16 protein-coding genes are annotated in these 20,132 nt (G+C 36.2%); 9 read left to right on the top strand and 7 right to left on the bottom strand.

Annotation, left to right across the window (positions count from 1 at the left end; all coding sequences use genetic code 11):
* The first annotated feature begins 195 nt into the window (after positions 1-195).
* From dapA to ODE14_RS17995, 4 genes are all read left to right on the top strand, one after another.
* The gene (gene dapA / locus ODE14_RS17980; RefSeq protein ID WP_248394683.1) at positions 196-1,068 is read left to right on the top strand and encodes a 4-hydroxy-tetrahydrodipicolinate synthase; all 873 of its coding nucleotides are present in this window, start codon (positions 196-198) and stop codon (positions 1,066-1,068) included.
* A 193-nt stretch (positions 1,069-1,261) separates the two neighbouring features.
* Positions 1,262-1,768 carry a GNAT family N-acetyltransferase gene (locus tag ODE14_RS17985; protein WP_263602393.1) on the top strand — a complete coding sequence of 169 codons (507 nt, stop codon included), beginning with the start codon at positions 1,262-1,264 and terminating at the stop codon, positions 1,766-1,768.
* A gap of 287 nt (positions 1,769-2,055) precedes the next feature.
* A complete protein-coding gene (locus tag ODE14_RS17990; protein WP_248394681.1) occupies positions 2,056-2,634 on the top strand; it encodes a helix-turn-helix domain-containing protein in 579 nt (192 codons plus the stop codon).
* A complete protein-coding gene (locus tag ODE14_RS17995) occupies positions 2,631-3,074 on the top strand; it encodes a response regulator (protein ID WP_263602394.1) in 444 nt (147 codons plus the stop codon). Before ODE14_RS17990 ends, ODE14_RS17995 begins: the two co-directional genes overlap by 4 nt.
* 486 nt (positions 3,075-3,560) lie before the next feature.
* Here ODE14_RS17995 and recG read toward each other — a convergent pair whose 3' ends face one another.
* From recG to ODE14_RS18020, 5 genes are all read right to left on the bottom strand, one after another.
* Complete coding sequence (gene recG, locus ODE14_RS18000; RefSeq protein ID WP_263602395.1) at positions 3,561-5,645, bottom strand: ATP-dependent DNA helicase RecG; 2,085 nt, start codon at positions 5,643-5,645, stop codon at positions 3,561-3,563.
* Between the two features lie 68 nt (positions 5,646-5,713).
* Positions 5,714-6,247 carry a thioredoxin family protein gene (locus ODE14_RS18005; protein WP_248394676.1) on the bottom strand — a complete coding sequence of 178 codons (534 nt, stop codon included), beginning with the start codon at positions 6,245-6,247 and terminating at the stop codon, positions 5,714-5,716.
* 39 nt (positions 6,248-6,286) lie between these two features.
* Entirely contained in the window at positions 6,287-7,798 is a 1,512-nt protein-coding gene (locus tag ODE14_RS18010; RefSeq protein WP_263602396.1) for a peptide MFS transporter, read from the bottom strand.
* Between the two features lie 138 nt (positions 7,799-7,936).
* A complete protein-coding gene (locus tag ODE14_RS18015) occupies positions 7,937-9,691 on the bottom strand; it encodes a peptide MFS transporter (RefSeq protein ID WP_248394672.1) in 1,755 nt (584 codons plus the stop codon).
* 134 nt (positions 9,692-9,825) lie between these two features.
* Positions 9,826-11,481: a peptide MFS transporter gene (locus ODE14_RS18020; RefSeq protein ID WP_263602397.1), complete on the bottom strand. Its 1,656-nt coding sequence runs from the start codon at positions 11,479-11,481 to the stop codon at positions 9,826-9,828.
* Between the two features lie 85 nt (positions 11,482-11,566).
* Here ODE14_RS18020 and ODE14_RS18025 point away from each other — a divergent pair, with 85 nt between their 5' ends.
* A complete protein-coding gene (locus ODE14_RS18025; protein ID WP_263602398.1) occupies positions 11,567-11,821 on the top strand; it encodes a DUF2281 domain-containing protein in 255 nt (84 codons plus the stop codon).
* A gap of 346 nt (positions 11,822-12,167) precedes the next feature.
* Here ODE14_RS18025 and ODE14_RS18030 read toward each other — a convergent pair whose 3' ends face one another.
* Complete coding sequence (locus ODE14_RS18030) at positions 12,168-14,297, bottom strand: S9 family peptidase (RefSeq protein WP_263602399.1); 2,130 nt, start codon at positions 14,295-14,297, stop codon at positions 12,168-12,170.
* 118 nt (positions 14,298-14,415) lie between these two features.
* On the opposite strand from ODE14_RS18030, the gene ODE14_RS18035 reads away from it, so the two are divergent.
* Positions 14,416-14,889 carry a hypothetical protein gene (locus ODE14_RS18035; RefSeq protein ID WP_263602400.1) on the top strand — a complete coding sequence of 158 codons (474 nt, stop codon included), beginning with the start codon at positions 14,416-14,418 and terminating at the stop codon, positions 14,887-14,889.
* A gap of 13 nt (positions 14,890-14,902) precedes the next feature.
* A complete protein-coding gene (locus tag ODE14_RS18040; protein ID WP_248394663.1) occupies positions 14,903-15,094 on the top strand; it encodes a DUF6496 domain-containing protein in 192 nt (63 codons plus the stop codon).
* Positions 15,095-15,240: 146 nt separating this feature from the next.
* Here ODE14_RS18040 and glgP read toward each other — a convergent pair whose 3' ends face one another.
* Positions 15,241-16,905 (bottom strand): alpha-glucan family phosphorylase, encoded by a 1,665-nt coding sequence (gene glgP, locus ODE14_RS18045; RefSeq protein ID WP_248394661.1) that lies wholly within the window; start codon positions 16,903-16,905, stop codon positions 15,241-15,243.
* 193 nt (positions 16,906-17,098) lie between these two features.
* On the opposite strand from glgP, the gene ODE14_RS18050 reads away from it, so the two are divergent.
* Both ODE14_RS18050 and ODE14_RS18055 read left to right on the top strand, forming a co-directional pair.
* The gene (locus ODE14_RS18050) at positions 17,099-17,896 is read left to right on the top strand and encodes a hypothetical protein (RefSeq protein WP_263602401.1); all 798 of its coding nucleotides are present in this window, start codon (positions 17,099-17,101) and stop codon (positions 17,894-17,896) included.
* A 130-nt stretch (positions 17,897-18,026) separates the two neighbouring features.
* Positions 18,027-20,120 carry a T9SS type B sorting domain-containing protein gene (locus tag ODE14_RS18055; RefSeq protein WP_263602402.1) on the top strand — a complete coding sequence of 698 codons (2,094 nt, stop codon included), beginning with the start codon at positions 18,027-18,029 and terminating at the stop codon, positions 20,118-20,120.
* Positions 20,121-20,132 lie beyond the last annotated feature (12 nt).

A 20,132-nucleotide genomic window follows, 5' to 3' on the forward strand; every position in this document is an offset into this window, starting at 1 on the left:
CAGCAATTTAATTTTATTTAAAAAGGTCTTTATGTCATCATAGCAATTATAGTGTTTTTTCTAAACAATTTTAAGCCAGCGATTTCATAATATCTTTTAGTATATGCAAATATAATTATATGTATAATAAAACATTATTATTTATGACAAATTCTTGGGGTAAATTATTAAATTTGAAAAAAATTATTCTAACAGATGAGCATTTTAAAAGGAGTAGGTGTTGCGCTGGTAACGCCCTTTAATGAAGATTTATCCGTAGATTTCGAAAGTCTTACCAGATTGGTAGATTTCAACATCGAAAACGGAACCAATTATTTAGTTGTTTTGGGAACTACAGCAGAGGCTGCAACACTTTCTGCAGAAGAGAAGAAACAGGTGATTGAGCATATCATTAAGGTTACTAATCAACGTGTTCCGCTTGTTCTTGGAATTGGTGGAAACAATACTCTTGAAGTTAAGAAACAGATTGAAGAAACGGATCTTTCCGCATTTGAAGCCGTACTTTCCGTATCTCCTTACTATAATAAACCAAATCAGGAAGGACTTTATCAGCATTATAAAATGCTGGCTTCCACCGGAAAAAATATTATTATTTATAATGTTCCGTCACGTACAGGACAAAATATTGAAGCGGAAACTACTTTACGTCTTGCAAAGGAATTCCCGAATTTATTGATGATAAAAGAAGCGGCCCCGAATATTCTCCAGTATTTTGATATTTTAAGAAAAAAGCCTGAAGGTTTTAATCTTGTTTCCGGAGATGATGAATTTACACTGCCTGTTACACTTGCAGGAGGTAATGGTGTGATTTCTGTAATCGGCCAGGCTTATCCTAAAGAATTTTCTACAATGGTGCAGCTGGCATTTGACAGAAAAGTGGATGAAGCTTATGAAATCCACAATAAGCTCGTAGAAATTACCAGGCTGATCTTTGCTGAAGGAAATCCTTGCGGAATTAAAGTTGTTCTTGCCGAAAAAGGAATTATTAAAAATTATCTCAGACTTCCCCTTGTGGCCGCTTCAGAAGGACTTTACACAAAAATTAAGGCTGAAATGGCAAATATTTAGAGGTATAAAAGTTTGTAACAAGTGAAATGTAAGAAGAAAAAGTGAATCATACTTTTGATATACTGTCTCTTCAAAAATTTCTAATAATAATATGGGTGAAAAGGTTATGGCTTTTCACCCTTTTTAATGAATTTAAAACAGTAATAATTTTAATTTCAATAACTTTTACATCAAATTTTATAAAAATTACAAAATGAAATTTATAGAAGCTAACGAAAAAGATATTCCGCTGATTCAGAACCTTGCAGAAAAATCCTGGGAAGCAGCGTATAAAGACCTACTTTCGCAAGAACAGATAGATTATATGCTCGGAACAATGTATTCCCGAAATGAAATCATCCGGCAAATGCAAAATGCTGATTACCATTATTATATAATTTTTGATGAAAATAATAATTCATTTGAAGGCTTTATGGGATATGAGCATGGCTATCAGGAATACACCACAAAACTTCATAGGATTTATCTTGTTCCTGAAAGTAAAGGCAAAGGAATTGGCAAAACTGCCATTGATTTTTTAAAGGAAAAAGCAGCCTCTGTGAACGACAGGAAAATAATCCTGAATGTTAATAAAAATAATCCAGCAAAGAAATTCTACGAATCTCAGGGATTTACCGTGTTTAATGAAGTGGTGATAGATATCGGGAACGACTTTGTAATGGATGATTATGAAATGGAGTTTTATGTCACCCATGATTGACTTAAAATTATATAAAAATTGAATATAATTCTATAAAATGTGATGTATCTTTTTGTGTCATCTTTGTAAAAGAACCAAGTCACTTATAACAAATACATTCATTTGCCTGGTCTCAAGCATTATTGCTTGATCAGTATATTTTTTTTCATCCTTAGTGTTTAAATTCCTGTGTTTATCAATACAGGAATTTTTTTTATAAGACATTTTTAACAGTATGTTAATTATATCACTTATAATTGATATAAAATTATTATATTTACAAATACCATTAAATACATATAATAAGGATGAAAATGTATGTAAAATTTGATTTCAATACGCTCTGTATGAAGGTATTGGAAGAAAAACTAAAAGATCAGGGACTGAAATACAGGCTTCTTAACTTTGGAGAAGTAGAATTGTACGAAACCCTTACACAGGAACAAAGCAGAGTTTTCAGAGAAAATCTGGAAGATTACGGTATTGAAATTATTGAAAGTCAAAAAACGGCACTGGTTCAGAAAATAAAAGACACCATAGCGGAATTTGTAGGCTCGGATGAGGCCGTGCCGGTAAAAGCTTCCATTTTTATTGCGGAAAAACTGAATCATAGCTATGGATATCTGTCAAATGTATTTTCTGATGCAACAAATACTTCAATAGAGAACTTTATTATCATTCAGAAAATTGAATATGCCAAAGAACTCATCATCGGCAAAAGATATAACCTGACGGAAATCGCTCAACTCCTGAATTATTCCAGTGTTGCTCATCTGAGTACTCAGTTTAAGAATCTTACGGGAATTACCCCGTCGCATTTCCAGAAAATTATTGCGATGAGAAGAAAAGTTCAGCGCCACGATACCTATTATTCCAGAGCAATATGAAAAAAGAATATCTCAATGTGCTACTGGCAGATGATGATGAAGGAAATCTCATTCTTTTCAAAAATATATTGCAGGAATTTAAAATTCAGGTTAAAGTAAAAACGTTCTGCAACGGGAAAGACCTGATGATTTATCTTAATGAAAACTCTGTAGTGCCCGAAGTTGTTTTTATGAATTATTCTTTACCCCTGAAAAATTCTCTTGAATGTCTTGGTGAAATTAAATCCAATCAGAAATTTGATCCTATGACCATCATCGTATTTAATGACAACTTATCTTCTGAACAAGAAGAAGAGGCTTTTGTAACCGGTGCCAATGTTGTAATGAAAAAGCCTGATAATTACAGAGATATGAAAAAAAATATAACCGATATTATATCCATAACATGGCAATATCATACTTCAGGATTGAATAAAAATAATTTTATCATGAAGGTGTGAAAAAAACTTAAGAATTATTTTGGAATTAAAATTAAAGTTCTATATTTGTATCTCAAGATTCACACAAAGGTGATAATATCAGATGGGAAATTCTGGTTTTATTTATGGAAGCAATAACAGCCATTTAGTGAAAGATCATTTTAATAATGAACTAAATTATATAATCACAATGTAGTTAAACAAAATGAATTATAGTAATTTCCGACTATAAAGCGCAGGAGATCTTTAAACAAAACGGTACAATCATGAAAACTCGAAAGGTAAAGAATAGTTGTTAATACTTTCTTTATCAAGCCAAGTTAGTTTTTATAAATAAGCAGGTTGGGAAGATAATTCATTTTGTTTTTACTTTATTATCAATAGAACATCACATCACACCACATATATCACACCACATCACAAAATATTATGATGATAAAGTAATTTCTTCAAATAACAGTTTTATAAGGGGAGCCGCGTAAGGATTTATTTCTTTTCGCGGTTTTTTTATGATATTTTACTCCATTTGTTTTTACCTTTATACTGCCTTAGATAATAGTTTTTCAGGATCTGATTATCAGGATTGGTTAATAAAGGATCTGTTTTCAGGATTTTTTCAACCGTATTTTTAGTAACTTTAATGATGGCCGAATCATTAATCAGGTCAAGTCTTTTAAAATCTACCACGCCGCTTTGTTGTGTACCAAGAATATCACCCGGACCCCGAAGTTGCATATCCACTTCGGAAATCTTAAATCCGTCATTTGTTTCTACCATGGTTTTAATACGTGTTCTGCTGTCACTGGATAATTTGTCTGAGGTCATCAGGATACAATAGCTTTGCTCAGCACCGCGTCCTACGCGTCCACGAAGCTGATGGAGCTGCGAAAGGCCGAATCGCTCAGCGCTTTCAATAACCATTACCGAGGCATTGGGAACATTTACGCCTACTTCAATAACCGTTGTTGCCACCATAATTTCAGCTTTTCCGGAAGCAAAATAGCTCATTGCAGCATCTTTTTCTTCTGGTCGCATCTGTCCGTGAAGCATGGTTACGTTATATTTCGGGAAATTATCCATTACATTTTTCAGTCCGGTCATCAGGTTTTTGTAATCCAGTGTCTCCGATTCTTCAATCAGAGGATATACAAAATATACCTGTCGTCCTTTCTGAATTTCTTCGCGGCAGAAATTGTAGACATATGCCCGGTCTTTTTCACGTCTGTGAGCGGTTATGATTGGTTTTCTTCCTACAGGCATTTCATCAATTACAGAAACATCCAGATCAGAATAAAAACTCATGGCCAGTGTTCTCGGGATGGGAGTAGCGGTCATTACAAGAATATGAGGCGGAATTTTATTTTTTGCCCATAATTTTGCTCTCTGAGCAACCCCGAATCTATGCTGTTCATCAATAATAGCTAGTCCAAGATTTTTAAACTTTACTTTATCTTCCAGTACAGCGTGCGTTCCTACAAGAATGGAAAGTTCACCGTTTTCAAGTTCTTCATGGATAATTTTACGGTCAGATTTTTTTGTAGATCCCGTTAAAAGTTTAACATTCACTTCCGTGTTTTCAAGAAGTTCTTTAATACCGTTATAATGCTGCTGGGCAAGAATCTCGGTAGGAGCCATCATACAGCTTTGGAAACCATTATCTTTCGCAATCAACATCGTTAACAAAGCAACCATTGTTTTTCCTGAGCCTACATCACCCTGAAGGAGTCTGTTCATCTGGATCGGACGTTTCATATCCTGCCGGATTTCTTTTAATACTCTTTTTTGAGCACCTGTTAAATCAAACGGAAGATGATGCTGGTAAAAATTATTAAAATAATCACCTACGATCGGGAAAGGATTTCCTGCAGTATGACTTTTATGATGAATTTTTTTTAAGCCGTAACCCAGCTGAAAAAAGAAAGATTCTTCAAATCTCAGGCGGTAATCTGCCTTCTTAAAATGTTCAGCATCTTTAGGGAAATGGATGTTGAGGTACGTATGCTGTCTGGACATGAATTTGAAAGCTTTCATCAGGTAATCCGGGAAATTTTCCTGGATAAGATTCGGAATTTCCATACAGATATTCCTTAATACATTTTGAAAAAATTTTTGATTCAGTCCTCTTTTGGTTAATTTTTCAGAGCTTGGATAAATAGGCTTCAGGCGATTGTCGCCTTCTTTTTTTTCATCAGGCTCTATTTCCGGATGTGGCATTGAAAACTGGTTGTTGAATACATTGATTTTCCCGAAAATATAGATTTCCTTATTAATGGGAAGCTGTTCCTTCATCCACTTGGAGTACTGGAACCACACCAGATCCATTGTCCCCGTATCATCATTGAATTTTGCGGAAAGCCTTTTGGTTTTTCCGGTTTGTATTTCCTGAACACTTGTAATTTTTCCTTTCAGCTGAACATCTGTTGATACCTCATGAAGCTGTGCAATTTTATGGATTTTGCTTTTATCCAGATAACGCAGCGGAAAAAAGTTCAGGAAATCTTCCACGATGGAAATTCCCAGCACATTCCTGATGAGCTTGGCTTTTTCCGGACCGACGCCTTTTATGTATTCTATAGAAGTTTCTAATGTCATTAAGAATGCACGAATTTCGGGAAAAATTAGAAATTAAAAAAGACTTTCAAATCTGAAAGTCCTTTTTATTATTCTTTTATTTTGGATTTAAATTTTGTCTGATAATCTTCCCACTGTTGCCTGGAACGTATTTTTTTAAATAAATCCTTGGAAATAAATTCCAGATAAGGTTCCAGTTCCTTTGCAGATAATTCTCCCTGAAGAATGGTAATAGGACCTCCTTTCTCATCCAGGAATACTGTACTGGGAACAGCTCCTACGTTCATGTACTGGGTGAATTCGTGGAGGGAGTTTTTTCCTTTTTTATGTTCCGTATTTGGGTTTGAAAACTTTCTTCCGAAAATCTGGATCGTGCTTTTTTCCTCGGCATTAAATTTTACGGCGTAATAGTTTTCATTTATAATGTCAGCAATAATGGGATTTCCATACGTTTTTTTATCCATGATTTTACAGGGGCCGCACCAGTCTGCATAAAAGTCAATCAGGATTTTTTTCGGATTTTCTTTTTGCGCTTTCAGTGCTTCCTCAATGGTCATCCATTTTACCTGAGCGAAATTTAAAGTAATAACGAAAAAACAAATGATGCTTATTATTCTCTTCATGATTTGATATTTATGTAAAAATAAGCATAATATTATGCCTTATCGTACCTCCTGCATTAATTTCTTAACGAAAGGTGAAATCAAAATTAATATAACTCCGGCAATTACAGCATATAATCCCAATTGTTTATATCCATCGGTGTAAGTGATCAAAGCATCATAATTGGTAGAACCTTCTTTTGCCGTTGCCAGTCCGGCACCAATAATTCCTGCGACATATTGTCCGTATGCTGAAGCCAGAAACCACATTCCCATCATCATTCCCTGAAGATTTTTAGTTGAAAGTTTCGTCATAATCGATAATCCGATAGGAGAGAGGCATAATTCACCCAAAGTAATAACCAGTAATGCTATGGTAAAGAAATTCAGTGAAGTGATTCCCTGAAGGTTGGCGAAAAACCGTGTTGCAAATAAAACGTAATAACCTAAGCCTAAGAAAATAAAGCCTAACCCGAACTTAATAATGGTGTTCGGCTCAATTTTTCTTTTGCTCATCCAGATCCAAAGCAGTCCGATTAGTGGGGCAAGGAAAATGATGAAAAAGGCGCCTCCGGAATTATTGACGCCATTTGGATCAAGTCCCAATAAGTCGTTATTCAAATTTTTAGCGGCAAAAATACTTAGAGAACCTCCGCTTTGCTCATAAATTCCCCAGAATAAAATGGAAAATAAAATAAAGACTAGGGCAGCTAAGAGTTTATTTCGCTCAGCAGGTGTTACTTTGGTCATTTCGTAAAACAGGTAGATCAAAGTCAGCGGTCCGACAGTCCACATGAAATAATCCGTATACTCGGTTTTAGCGACCATGATCATGATAATCGGAACAAAAATCAGTGATAAAACATAGACACCATATTCCTGCCATTTCGGGATGGGTGCGGATTTTACTTCATTCAACGGATGTCCCGGCTGAAGGCCTATTGTTCCTAAGCTTCTTTGTGTAAAAACAAAATTAATTAAACTGACGACCATTACGATGGCCGCCAACCCGAATGCAACATTCCATCTCATTTCTTCCGGAATTACTTTCGCCAGAATTTCCCCTTTTCCGATAGTAATACAAAAATAACCTCCCAGCAAAGCTCCGAGATTAATTCCTGCATAAAAAAGTGAAAATCCGGCATCGGCTCTTGAATCATTCGGTTTGTAAAGCTGCCCGACCATTGATGAGATATTCGGTTTGAAAAAACCTGTTCCTACAACGGTAAAGGCAATACCTAAAAAGAAAAATTTATGGGGATCCGTTGCCAGGATGATACTTCCTATGATCATTAAAATTCCGCCCCAGAAGAGTGATTTTCGGAAGCCTAAAATTTTATCTGCAAATAATCCTCCGATAAAGGTAAAAGCGTACACAAATGCCTGCGTTGCAGCATATTGAAGATTGGCTTCTTTTTCATGGAGATTAAGTTGGGAAATCATAAAGAAAACAAGCATTCCGCGCATTCCGTAGAAGCAGAATCGTTCCCACATTTCGGAGAAGAAGAGGCTCCAGATTTGTCTGGGATATTTTCCTTTGAAATTTTGTATTTCGTCTAAAGTTAAACTCATAATGATATGATTAAGTTTTAAATAAGGATTTTGTTTCAACTTAATTGTTGATGCATTGCGTCAACAATTGCAAGAACACACGAAAATAAAAAAAACCTCCGACTTAGCAGAGGTTTCATTTATTTTATTTGATGCAGATTAGTTTACACCATGCATCATTTTCTTTAAGATTGGTGAAATTAAAGCTAAGATTACTGCTGCAATACCACACAATACCACGAATACCATAAAGAATTCGAATAAATTGTGAATTTCAAATCCTGCAAAAGTAGGATTCTGTAAAGGCAACTGAGCTTTTTCAAACGCTGCAGCCTGCTCAGCTGTTAAGGTTACTTTTTTATCCAAAACATCCTGAAGATTTACTCCAATTTCCTGAGCTTTAGTGAATTTGTCTCCTGTAGCAGGAATTAGTGCTCCTAACGAACCCGCCAAAGCATACCCCGCAGCATTGGAAATAAAGAAAACACCGTATAGCAACGAAGCAAATCTTTTTGGGGCCAGTTTACCTACCAAAGATAACCCGATTGGAGAAAGACAAAGCTCACCACAAGTCTGGATGAAATATAAAAGCATCAGCCATTTTATCGCTAACAATCCTGAATTTCCAAGATCTTTTACGTTATGGGCAATGATGAAATAACTTAAAGCAATTAATGCAAGACCCATGGCCTGCTTCATTGGAGAAACCGGCTCTTTACCTCTTGCTCTTAATTTATCCCAGCATAAACTGAAAGGAACTGCAAGCAATACCACGAAAATCCCGTTGAAAATCTGTACCATTGAAGGCGGCATATTCCATCCGAAGATATTTCTGTCCGTCTGGTTATCTGCAATAAATGTTAATGAAGAACCTGCCTGCTCAAAAGCTGCCCAGAAGAAGATAATAAAGAAGGATACAATATAGATAACCCATATTCTCTGTCTTTCCACTTTGTTTTCTGCAGAACTCATAATTAAAAATGCCAAAGAAATCCCCGCTGCATAAATGAAAGGATAAATAATTCCTTTGATTAATTGTCCCATTTCAACTGCTTTAAAGCCGAATTCGCCGACAAGAAGATATCGGAAAACAAAGAATAAAACAATAAATAATGCTCCTGTAATTCCTAAAGCTGCACCCGAGAATTTTGCAGTCTGCGTTTCGCCTTCTTCAAAATCTGCACTGGTATTATGTTTTGGTAATCCTCCGATTGGTCTTCCTTCCGGTGTTACCACATATTTGTTTTTAAGAATAAAGAAGGTTACCGTACCAATTACCATCGCGATGGAAGCGGCCAGGAAACCCCATTTGAATGCAAAAATATCTCTTACTCCTGTAGTAGCATCTTTTACATCCCCTAAATAAGGACAGATGAACTGACCCAAAAATGCCCCGATATTGATTCCCATATAGAAAATCGTGAAAGCAGAGTCTAGTTTTGATTTTTCCTGTTTCGGGTAAAGGCTTCCCACCATGGAGGAAATGTTCGGCTTAAAGAATCCGTTTCCGAAAATGATAATGAAAAGGGCAAGCCACATAAACATTTTTGCGCTGTCAACATTTCCTGAGAAAGTAGACGCACTGATGAACAGTAAAAACTGCCCGATGGCCATTAATGATCCACCGATTAAGATGGCATTTCTGTTACCGATATATTTATCTGCAATGAAACCACCCAAAAGAGGAGTAAGGTAACATAAAGCTAAAAATCCACCATAGATGATTGCTGCATCAGCTTCTTTTATTAATAAGGAATTTACCATGAAGAGCGTCAAAAGTGCTCTCATTCCATAAAAGTTGAAACGCTCCCACATTTCTGTTCCGAATAAAACCCACAATCCCTTCGGATGCCTGGATCCTTTATTCTCTACAAATTCATCCTGTTTCGGACTTAATGCTTCAGTATTATCCATTTTTTATTGTTAATTTTTGTTAAGACTGACAAATATAGTTTTTTTTGTGTTTTCAGCAAGGTTTTAATTTTATATTTAAATAAAAAAGCTGCAGAGGAACTCCACAGCTTTGTTTTCATTATTGTTGAATGCAATTAATGTCCTTTTTCCTTCATGATTTTGTTTAATCTTTTTAACATGGATAGTCCTAAAAGCGTGGCAAATATTAATAAAGCGAAATTGACCAGGAAATAATTCATTTTATTATCATAGCTGTACCAGGTACTTGCTAAAATCCCGGAAAGCTTGTTTCCTACAGAGTTTGCCAGGAAAAACCCACCCATCATTAAAGCCGTAATCCTTGCAGGAGATAATTTGGAAACGAAAGACAATCCCATTGGCGAAAGGCAGAGCTCACCAATAGTGATGACACCATATCCTGCTACGAGCCACCATGGAGAAACTTTCACGGCACCGTTATCGCCCGCCCAGACTGCCACAACCATTACAAGGCATGATAATGCTGAAATAAATAATCCCAAAACAATTTTGGTTGGAGTTAGAGGTTCTTTCCCCCGTCTTCTTAAAAAAGCCCAAAAGGCAACAATAACCGGTGTTAAGGCAATTACCCAAAATGGGTTGATGGATTGAAATAATTCCGTATTGTATAAATAAGTTTTTGTTTCAGGATTTTTTTCTAATTGTGCACGCTGTTCAGGGGAAATATTTTTAAAATACACATCTTTTCCCTGTACTTTAATAGCTTTTCCGTCTTTATCTTTCTGTGACTGGAACTGATCATCATAAACAGGAACTTCCTTGTCTTCATAGCTTTTTCCCTCAACCATATAAATTTCTTCTAATGGCTTTTCCATAGCGGCTGGAACACTTCGGTCGGTGTAATAATTGGCCCATCTTGTTAGAGCTGTTCCGTTTTGCTTGAAAACTGCCCAGAAAAACATACTGATTAAGAAAACTGACAGTAAGGCTCCAATCGAAGATTTTTCTTCTGGTTTAGCTTTAAAATAGAGCGAAGCATAAAAATAAATAACCGGAACACATACAAAGATAAAGGCGTCTGTACTGTCACTTCCGAAAATATTTCCGGGAATGATCCAACCGATTACTCCGGCAACAATTGCAGGTAAGAACACTTTAACCAAAATTTCAGAAAGTTTGGTGTCACCTTCCTGAACAGGTTTCATCTGGGCTGCATGAATATAATGTTTCCTGCCAATGGTAAAAATTACCATACCAATCAACATTCCGACTCCGGCTGTGATAAACGCTTCACCCCAACCGAATTTATTCCGCATAAATGCTGCAATGATATTACAGATAAACGCTCCGATGTTGATTCCCATGTAAAAAATATTGTAACCGGAATCCTTGTTGGCTTTGTAAGGTTCTTCAGAATATAAATTTCCAAGCAATGTTGAAATTGTTGGCTTAAAGAAACCATTTCCGATGATGATTAACGCTAATGAAGAATAAAAAAGAGTAAGATCTTTAAAAACACCCATCCCAATGTATCCGGCTGCCATTAAAATTCCTCCGAGATAAATCGATTTGATATATCCTAATACCCGGTCTGCAAGAAATCCGCCGATGAAAGGCGTTAAATAGGTAAGGGCAATATAAGTCCCGAAAATATCGTCTGCGGTTTTGTCGGGAAGTCCGAGGCCGCCTTTTGCGCCGGTTGGTTCAATCACATACAATACAAAAATTCCGAGGATAAGATAATACCCGAAACGCTCCCACATTTCCGTAAAGAAGAGGAAAGGCAATCCCTTAGGATGTTTAGTCTTCATAGTTGATAAATTTCAAGTTTCACAAATATAGAATTTTAAAAATAATAATGAGATTTTATTAATTTTGGATAAAATAAGATGGAAAATGGAAATTACATTGAAAGATTTAGAAAATAATATCAGAACACTCCCTGAAAATTTTTACGAGGGAGTAAATGATTTTATTGATTTTTTAAAAACAAAATACAACAAAACTAATTCTCAGGATTGGGCAGAAAATTTATCAGAAATCCATAGAGATTCTATAAATAAAGGATTGGACGATATACAAAGTGGAAGAACGATAGGCCAAGAATCTGCCCAAAAGAATATAAAAGATTATATTAATTCAAAGAAATGATAATGGAAATTATTTGGTCTGATGAAGCTTTAAAGAATTATTTAAAGGTAATTGATTATTTGTTTGAAAACTGGACAATTAAAGAGATTGAAAGATTTGAATATAAATTTTAACAGGTTAATTGCTAATTTGAAAGACCATGTTGGGATTTGTCCAAATCTAAAATTCTGAACTTAAGAAAATGTGTTATTGATGAAAACAATTCATTAATTTATCAGGAAATCAATAATATAATTTTTCTTGTGACTATTATTGATAACAGAAGCTTTCATTCTTATTGAAAAAAAACTCCGAATCTTACATTAAAGATTCGGAGTTTTTTTATCATTAAATTTCAGATAAATTTTTACAAATTCTCCAAAATAAAATCAGTCATTTTCTGGTAAAGCTGAGGTCTTGTCTGCCCGCCATAAATTCCGTGGTTTTTGTCAGGATAAGCCATAAAATCGAATTGTTTTTTATTCTGAATCAGAGCTTCTGAGAATTGCATAGAGTTTTGGAAATGTACGTTATCGTCAGCCGTTCCGTGAATTAATAAGAATTTTCCTTTCAGTAAATTCGCGTATTCGGTAGGCGAGTTTTTATCATAACCGTCAGGATTTTCCTGCGGTGTTCTCAGGAACCTTTCCGTGTAAACAGAATCATAGAATCTCCAGTTGGTAACCGGTGCTACGGCAATTCCCATTTTGAAAACATCTGCACCTTTGGTCATGGCCAAGCTGGTCATATAACCTCCAAAGCTCCATCCGAACATTCCGATTCTTGATTTGTCGATATACGACTGATTACCGAACCATTTTGCCGCCGCAATCTGATCTTCAATTTCATATTTGCCCAAATTCATGTAAGTTACTTTTTTGAATTTCGCTCCTTTATAACCTGTACCACGGCCGTCTACACAAGCTACAACATAACCTTTTTGCGCCAGCATTTCAAACCACAAAGCATTTCCATTATCCCAGGAATTGGCAACCTGCTGAGATCCCGGACCGGAATACTGGAACATAAACAACGGATATTTTTTATTTTTATCAAAATTTTTAGGCTTAATAATCCAGGCATTCATCTGATCTCCGGCTTCGTTGGGAATCGTCATGAATTCTTTTTCAACAAAGTTATCTGCTTTAAGCTTCTGAAGCTGGGCATCATTATTCTGAAGCTCTTTTACTACTTTCCCGTTTCCGTCCTTTAAGACAAAAGTGTAAGGTCTTGAAGCCGTAGAAGATGTTTCAATAAAATAATTGTAGTTTTTACTGAAGCTTGTAGAATTATTACCTTCCGCATTGGAGATGAGCTGTGATTTCCCGTTTTCGATATTTACTTTGGAAACCACTTTATTAATGCTTCCCTTTTCTGTAGTCTGAACGTAAATTTCTTTTGATTTAGGATTATAGCCATAATAATCCGTTACTTCCCAGTTTCCTTTGGTCACCTGTTTTTTGAGCTTTCCGTCTTTGTCATACCAGTACAGATGGCGGTTGCCATCTCTTTCGGAGCCCCAAAGGAAAGAATCATCCTCTAAAAATTCCAATGTCGGACTGTCGGTGTCAATCCATTTTTCATCTGTTTCAGTGAATAATTTCTGTACAGTTCCGGTTTTGGTATTTACTTTCAGAACATCAGATGCATTTTGAATTCTTTCAGAAGTAATCAAAACAATTTCATCCGGTTTTGCGGTCTGAATAACATTTGGAATATAATAATTTTTAAATGAACTTAAATTTAAATGACTTGTTTTTCCATTGTCCAGACGATACAGCTGCGCTGAAACTTTAGAATTGTTTTCTCCGGCTTTAGGATATTTATAACGCATTTCAGATGGATAAAGCGTTTTACCGTAAATCGGAATATAAATTTCAGGAATTTCACTTTCATCTGATTTTACAAAAACGATAGCATCTGAATTTTTCGTCCATTCATATTGTCTGGCATGTCCGAATTCCTCTTCATACACCCAGTCTGCAAGTCCGTTGATGATTGAATTTTTCTTACCGTCTGTTGTAATCTGTGTGATTTTTCCCGAATTTAAATCCTGATAGAATAAATTGTTATCAGCGATAAATGCAACTTTGGTAGCGTCCGGTGAAAATCTGGGCTCCTGAACAAATTTTCCATCATATAAAGCAACCGTTTTTCCTGATTTTAAATCTTTAACCTCAAATTTCCCGAGGAAAGAGTGTCTGTAAATGGGCTCGCTTTCTTTCAGCAAAAGAATTTTAGATTCATCTTCAGAAAATTCATAGCTTTCAAACTGGCCGTCAACAATATTTCCTTCCTTCTGAGAAGTTTTATAAGAATATTTTGCTATTCCTCCCTGTTCGATAACTAAGTAGTTTTCACCATTTTTCATGGATGTGATTCCGGCAATGCCTTTTCCACGGTAATATCCAGAATATATCTTATCTAAAGTGATTTCCTGTGCGGTTACGCTTTGAAATGCAGCAGCGATGGTAAGTGTTAATATGAATCTTTTCATTTTTTATTTTAAAGCTTTCAAATATAACAATTTTATGAATGTCAGAAAAAGCATTTGAAAATAGGCCTTTGGCAAAAAAATTGAATAGTTAAAGTATAATCAATATCATATAATAATTATGGAAACGAATGCTTTTGACCAGAAACTAAACCGGTACGAATTAGGAGACACTATTGTATATACAGGATTTTCAAGCTATAAAGACGCCGAAGAGTGCGCCCAGAAAAAAAATGGTGAACTGGTGGAAGTAGGTTTTAAAGACGGTAACGACAACCCTGAAATAGGCAATGAGGCCAACCTGCTGGATAAAAAACTGCATTATTTCGTAGATGCCGGCGACGAATATAAATTCATTCACTCATCAGATCCGGGATTTAAAAAATATGCCGACGAACTGCAGAAAATAAAAGCAAAACTCCTGCAGTCTCCCCCTGATGAAAGATATCTGGCCAATTTCGAGATTGAAAACACAGAAGACCCGATCGTTGTGCTCAAAAATGATCATTTTGAATCGGTGACTTCACGAGAGCGTTCAAAATATCTGAAACATGCTAAAGTATATGAAATAGGTGTTTCTGTACCAAAATATTAAAAATCATCATATTATGAGCAAGAACAAATATTCAGAAAAAGCTCAGGACAAAGTAGAGAAAGTAATGCACGAATTCAAGGAAGGAAAACTGAAGTCTTCTTCCGGAGATAAAGTGAAAAGCAGAAAGCAGGCGGTTGCCATAGGAATTTCTGAAGCAAGAGAAGAAGGTTTAAAAGTGCCTAAAGAAAAAAAGAAAAAAAATTAATTACAAAATAAACCCGGGTTGAAATTTTCAATCCGGGTTTATTTTGTAAGATGTATAATCGTTAGTCAGTTCGAGTGTTTTTCGTAATAAAATAAAGAAAAATGTATCGGAAACTGAGTACAATGAAAGCAGCCTGACAGTTGAAACTATCCTTTATAATTATAAAGAATCTGGTAGTACTCATCCGCCATTCGGTCGCTGTTAAACTGGTCTTTAACATCGTTCATCGAATTGTACTGTATCTTTCTCCATTGATTCGGATTGTCATAATATGCAGGAAGAATTTCGTTTTCCAGAAGTTCATACAGCTTGTTCATATCATAATTATCCTGTTCATAAATGCTCATATTCTCATAATCTCCTTTTGGTACAACGAAAGAATTTTCTCCATGCTTAGCAAATTCGGGAATCCAGCCGTCGTCGGTAGAAAGATTTACGGAACCGTTCATGGCAGCAGTCATTCCTGATGTTCCTGAAGCTTCTCTCGGAACTCTCGGGTTGTTTAGCCAAAGATCGGAACCCTGTTTCAGCAATTTGCTTAATGCAAGTTCATATCCCGTAAGAACGGCCATATTTTTATTGTTTTTGCTCTCTTCTACCAGTAAATTGAAAATAGAAATTGCAGAATAATCCATAGGATAAGGTTTTCCTGCAAAAATGATCTGTACCGGATGTTTCGGATTATTCAGAAGTTTATAAAATCTTTCTTTATCCTGCAAAAGAAGATCAGCTCTTTTGTAGCCGGCAAATCTTCTTGCCCATACAATGGTGAAGATATTCGGGTTAAAAAGATCGCCTGTCTGGTCTGCAACAACTTTAAAAAGTCTCTTTTTAAGATGTTTTTTACGGTAGTCAAAAACTGTTTCATCATTTTCATCCTTAGCATTATATAAAGGTTTGTCTGACCAGTACTTGAATTCCTGTGCATTGGTTATAGACTTAATTTCACAGATCCCTTCATATTTGCTCCACATGGCTCTTGAAACAACACCATGCAGCTGAGACACGCCATTGGCAATATGTGCCATTTTCAGGGCACACAAAGAATGGTTGAACCGGTCGTCGCCTGAACCTTCTATTCTCTTCACATCGTCCATGCTGAACCCGGAAAAATAAGACATTTCATAACAAAGTCTCAGACTATGTTTTTCATTACCGGCTTCTTCAGGAGTGTGGGTTGTAAACACCAGCTTTTCTTTTACCCTGTTCAGGTCTCCATTATATTTTTTTAGCAAGTGAAATGCAGCAGGAAGTCCGTGCGCTTCATTCAGGTGATAAATATCTCTTTCAAGATTCATCTCGTCAAGCAGTTTCGCACCACCTTTCCCTAGAAGAATATATTGGGCCAGTTTGGTAGACTCGTTCGCATCATAAAGCTTATGGCAAATGGTTTTTGAAATATGATCATTTTCCGGAACATCGGTAGAAAGAAAAAACATCGGTGCCGTCTGGAAAATATCCGGATCAAGATACCATACCTTTACCCAAACCGGTGCGCTGTGGATTTCAATCTGGAATTTTAAGCCTGTATCTTCAAGAAAACTGTACATTTTTTTTGTCCAGACCGGTTGTAAAGTCTGATCATGATTTCTCGCCTGGTCATAATATCCGAATTTCCACAAAATTCCGATTCCAATAAGATCCTGTTTCAGGTTATAAGCACTTCTCATATGAGACCCTGCTAAAAATCCGAGACCTCCGGAATATATTTTAAGAACCTGCTCTATGGCAAATTCCATTGAAAAATAAGCTACCTTTTTAGAGTATTTGGGATTGGTGCCAAAAGGCATTTTAAAGTTTCTAAAATCCATCACAGTTTTATATTTGAAAGCCAAAGGTATTAATTATGAAAGTAAACTAAATGTTAAATATCGAATAAATTATTTTAAAAGAAAATATAGCATTGAATTTTTACTTATCTTTAAATTGTAAATTTTTGATAATCAAAACTTCATGACATGAAACCGAAAGTTTTATGTGTTCCATAACAATAAACATAAGCACATGAAAAAGACTTTTTCTGATGAAGATTTAATTAAAAATCTAAGCCTTTATTATCTGAACCGGCATTTGAAAAAAAAGCCGATCGAAAAATATCACCGTACCATAGATCAGTCTCCTTTACATGACCGGGAAAAGTATAAGAAAAAAACAGAGATCTTACTGCTTAATTCTTTTATGCATCATTTCCCTGAAATAAAATTCGAAGATTTAACCTGCGAAAGCCCTGATTTTATCGCGAAATTCGACAATAAGAAGATTGGGATAGAACTCACCGAGGTGATCAATCATCTTGAAATGAAGAAGATTGAAAGCAGCTTAAACAAAATTTTCCGTCAGGCAGAAATATTATTGGAACAGGAAGACACTACGAGATTTCGTGGTGTTTATTTTTTAGAATTCCATTCAGATGTCCGGGCTGATACCCTGGAAAATCAACAGGAAATTATCCTCAATATCTACAAAAGCATAAAACGCGGAAAAGCATACGGTTGCGTAAAAAGCCTGAGAAAATCCTTTCACCGGAGAAATGTCTTCATCACCCATGAATACAACATGAATCTCTTTGATGAATTATGCTCTGAAAAAATTGTAGAACTTATTGAAAAAAAGAATGAAAAATTTCCATATTATGATACTTCCGTAGATGAATGCTGGCTCGTGATTGTTTCGGATATGAATTCTATCGCTTCCCGTTATACTTTTATTCAGGATAAGGAACATCTGCATCACGTAAAAAGTCCTTTTCATAAAATTTTTCACATCGAAAATCTTTGCGGAAATATTACGAGTATAAAATGATTTATTGAGTATTCTACATTTTTTTTCAATTTATAATGAATTATGTTAAATTAAAATAGCGTAATCGATATGAAATGTTTATATTTGATATAAACAAAGAATCACTGAAATATAACCAAATTGAAAAAGCATGAAGAAATATTTACTCTTTTTTTTACTCCTATTATCCCGAACTCTTTTTTCCCAGGCCGACTGTTCCACAGCACTCACCGTCTGTGGAAATTCGAACATTACCTACTCTCCGTCGGGAATTGGCGCCGTCAATGAAAGTCTTGGAGGATGTCTTACTACCGGTGAACATAATTCCATCTGGTACAAAATCACTATAGCAACGGGCGGAACGCTTACTTTCGACCTGGTGCCGAGTGATCCGGATGCCGATTACGACTGGGCAGTATACGGCCCGAATGTCAATTGCGGAAATCTGGGGGCGCCAATACGCTGTAACGCAGCAACCGTAATAGGCGTAGGAGCCTCTACCGGATTGAATATGACAAGTACGATTACTTCCGCGGCCGGCGGCTCTTTAACACCATACTGCAAATATCTGGATGTACTTCCGGGACAAACCTACTATCTTTACATTGACAATTGGGTAGATGTGTTTAATCCTACCATGGCTCCTTTCTCCCTGACATGGGGTGGAACGGCAACTCTTGCTTCACCATTTACCAATCCTAATATTCAGACGCAGCCTTTTACGCCGCCGGGAACTCCGGCTGCAAATCCTGCAGATCCGAGGGAGATTATCATCTGCCAAAATCCGGCTGTTTTTGATTTCAGTACATTAACGGCAGGTATCCTGAACGGAAATTCAAATTTTCAGATCACGTATCATACTTCCCAAAATAATGCACTTTCGGGAGCAAATCCTATTCTTACGCCACAAACAGTGAACATGGCGTTAACATATTATTACAGTATTCATTATCAGGATCCGGCAGATCCCAATAATCCGATCAATTCCTGCAGACAGACCGGAGCGTTTAAATTTAAACAGGGAAATATTACCGGAAATAATGTTACTCTTTACAGCTGTAATAACAATAATGCGGGGACTGCTACTTTTAACCTGACTTCTGCAGCGGTTTTCGGAGATCCTACCGCTACAAAAAAATATTACAATACCCTCAATGATCTTAATGCGGGAATTAATGAAATTGCAAACCCTGCCGCGTTTGTTTCCGCTGAAGGGGTGGTCTATGTAAAAATTACTTCTCAGTACGGTTGTGTGGCTGTAGCAGAGATTACTTTGAAATTTTACCCTGTCGTAATCGTAACAGAAGCAACACTGAGGTCATGTTTTATAGAATCAAATCCCTCTACGGCTTCATTTAATTTAACAACGGCTCCGGTAACCACTCAGACGGGAACCAAAACTTATTTTCCTTCGCTTGGAGATGCGCAAAATAATACCAATGCCATCGCAAATCCTGCCAATTATATTGCATCAAACGGAGTTGTCTTTATCAGGGTAACCAACGGAAACGGCTGTTATGCAATTGCAAAAGTTAATCTGGTAGTTCTTCCACCTGTATATTCTACTGTCCTTCAGGATAAAATCATTTGTATGGAAGATAAAACAACGCTTGATGCAGGATCCGGCTTTACAGCATATGAATGGAGTACAGGAGCGACAACGCAGACAATATCCAATGTGGGAGTAGGAACATATTGGGTAAAACTGAAAACGGGAGATTGTACAACATTGCAGACTGTAAAAATCTATGCTTCAGAACAGCCGGTAATCTCTTCTGTGGATATTTCGAATACAACAGTGACGGTAAATGTTACAGGAGGAACAGGTCCGTACAGCTATTCCACAGATGGCATCAACTGGCAGGATTCTAATGTTTTAACAAATATTCCAAGAGGGGATCATCATATTTTTGTTAAAGATGCCTATGATTGTGATCCTATTGATATTACGATTGTTGTACCGAATTTAGTGAATGTCATTACTCCAAATGGAGACGGCATTAATGATATGATTGATTATTCTGCACTGGGAAATAAACAGAATCTTGTATTTAATATTTTCGACCGGTACGGAAATAAAATCTTCCAGGCAGATAAAATGAACGGTTACCGGTGGAACGGAACTACGGGCGGTAAAAAAGTCCCCACCGGCACTTATTGGTATTCCGTAACCTGGAATGAAAATGATAAAAAGAATACATTAATCAAATATTCAGGTTGGGTGATGGTAAAAAACAGAGATTGATCTATACAAATT

This window comes from Chryseobacterium sp. PET-29 (genome assembly GCF_025736815.1).
Taxonomy (GTDB): domain Bacteria; phylum Bacteroidota; class Bacteroidia; order Flavobacteriales; family Weeksellaceae; genus Chryseobacterium; species Chryseobacterium nepalense.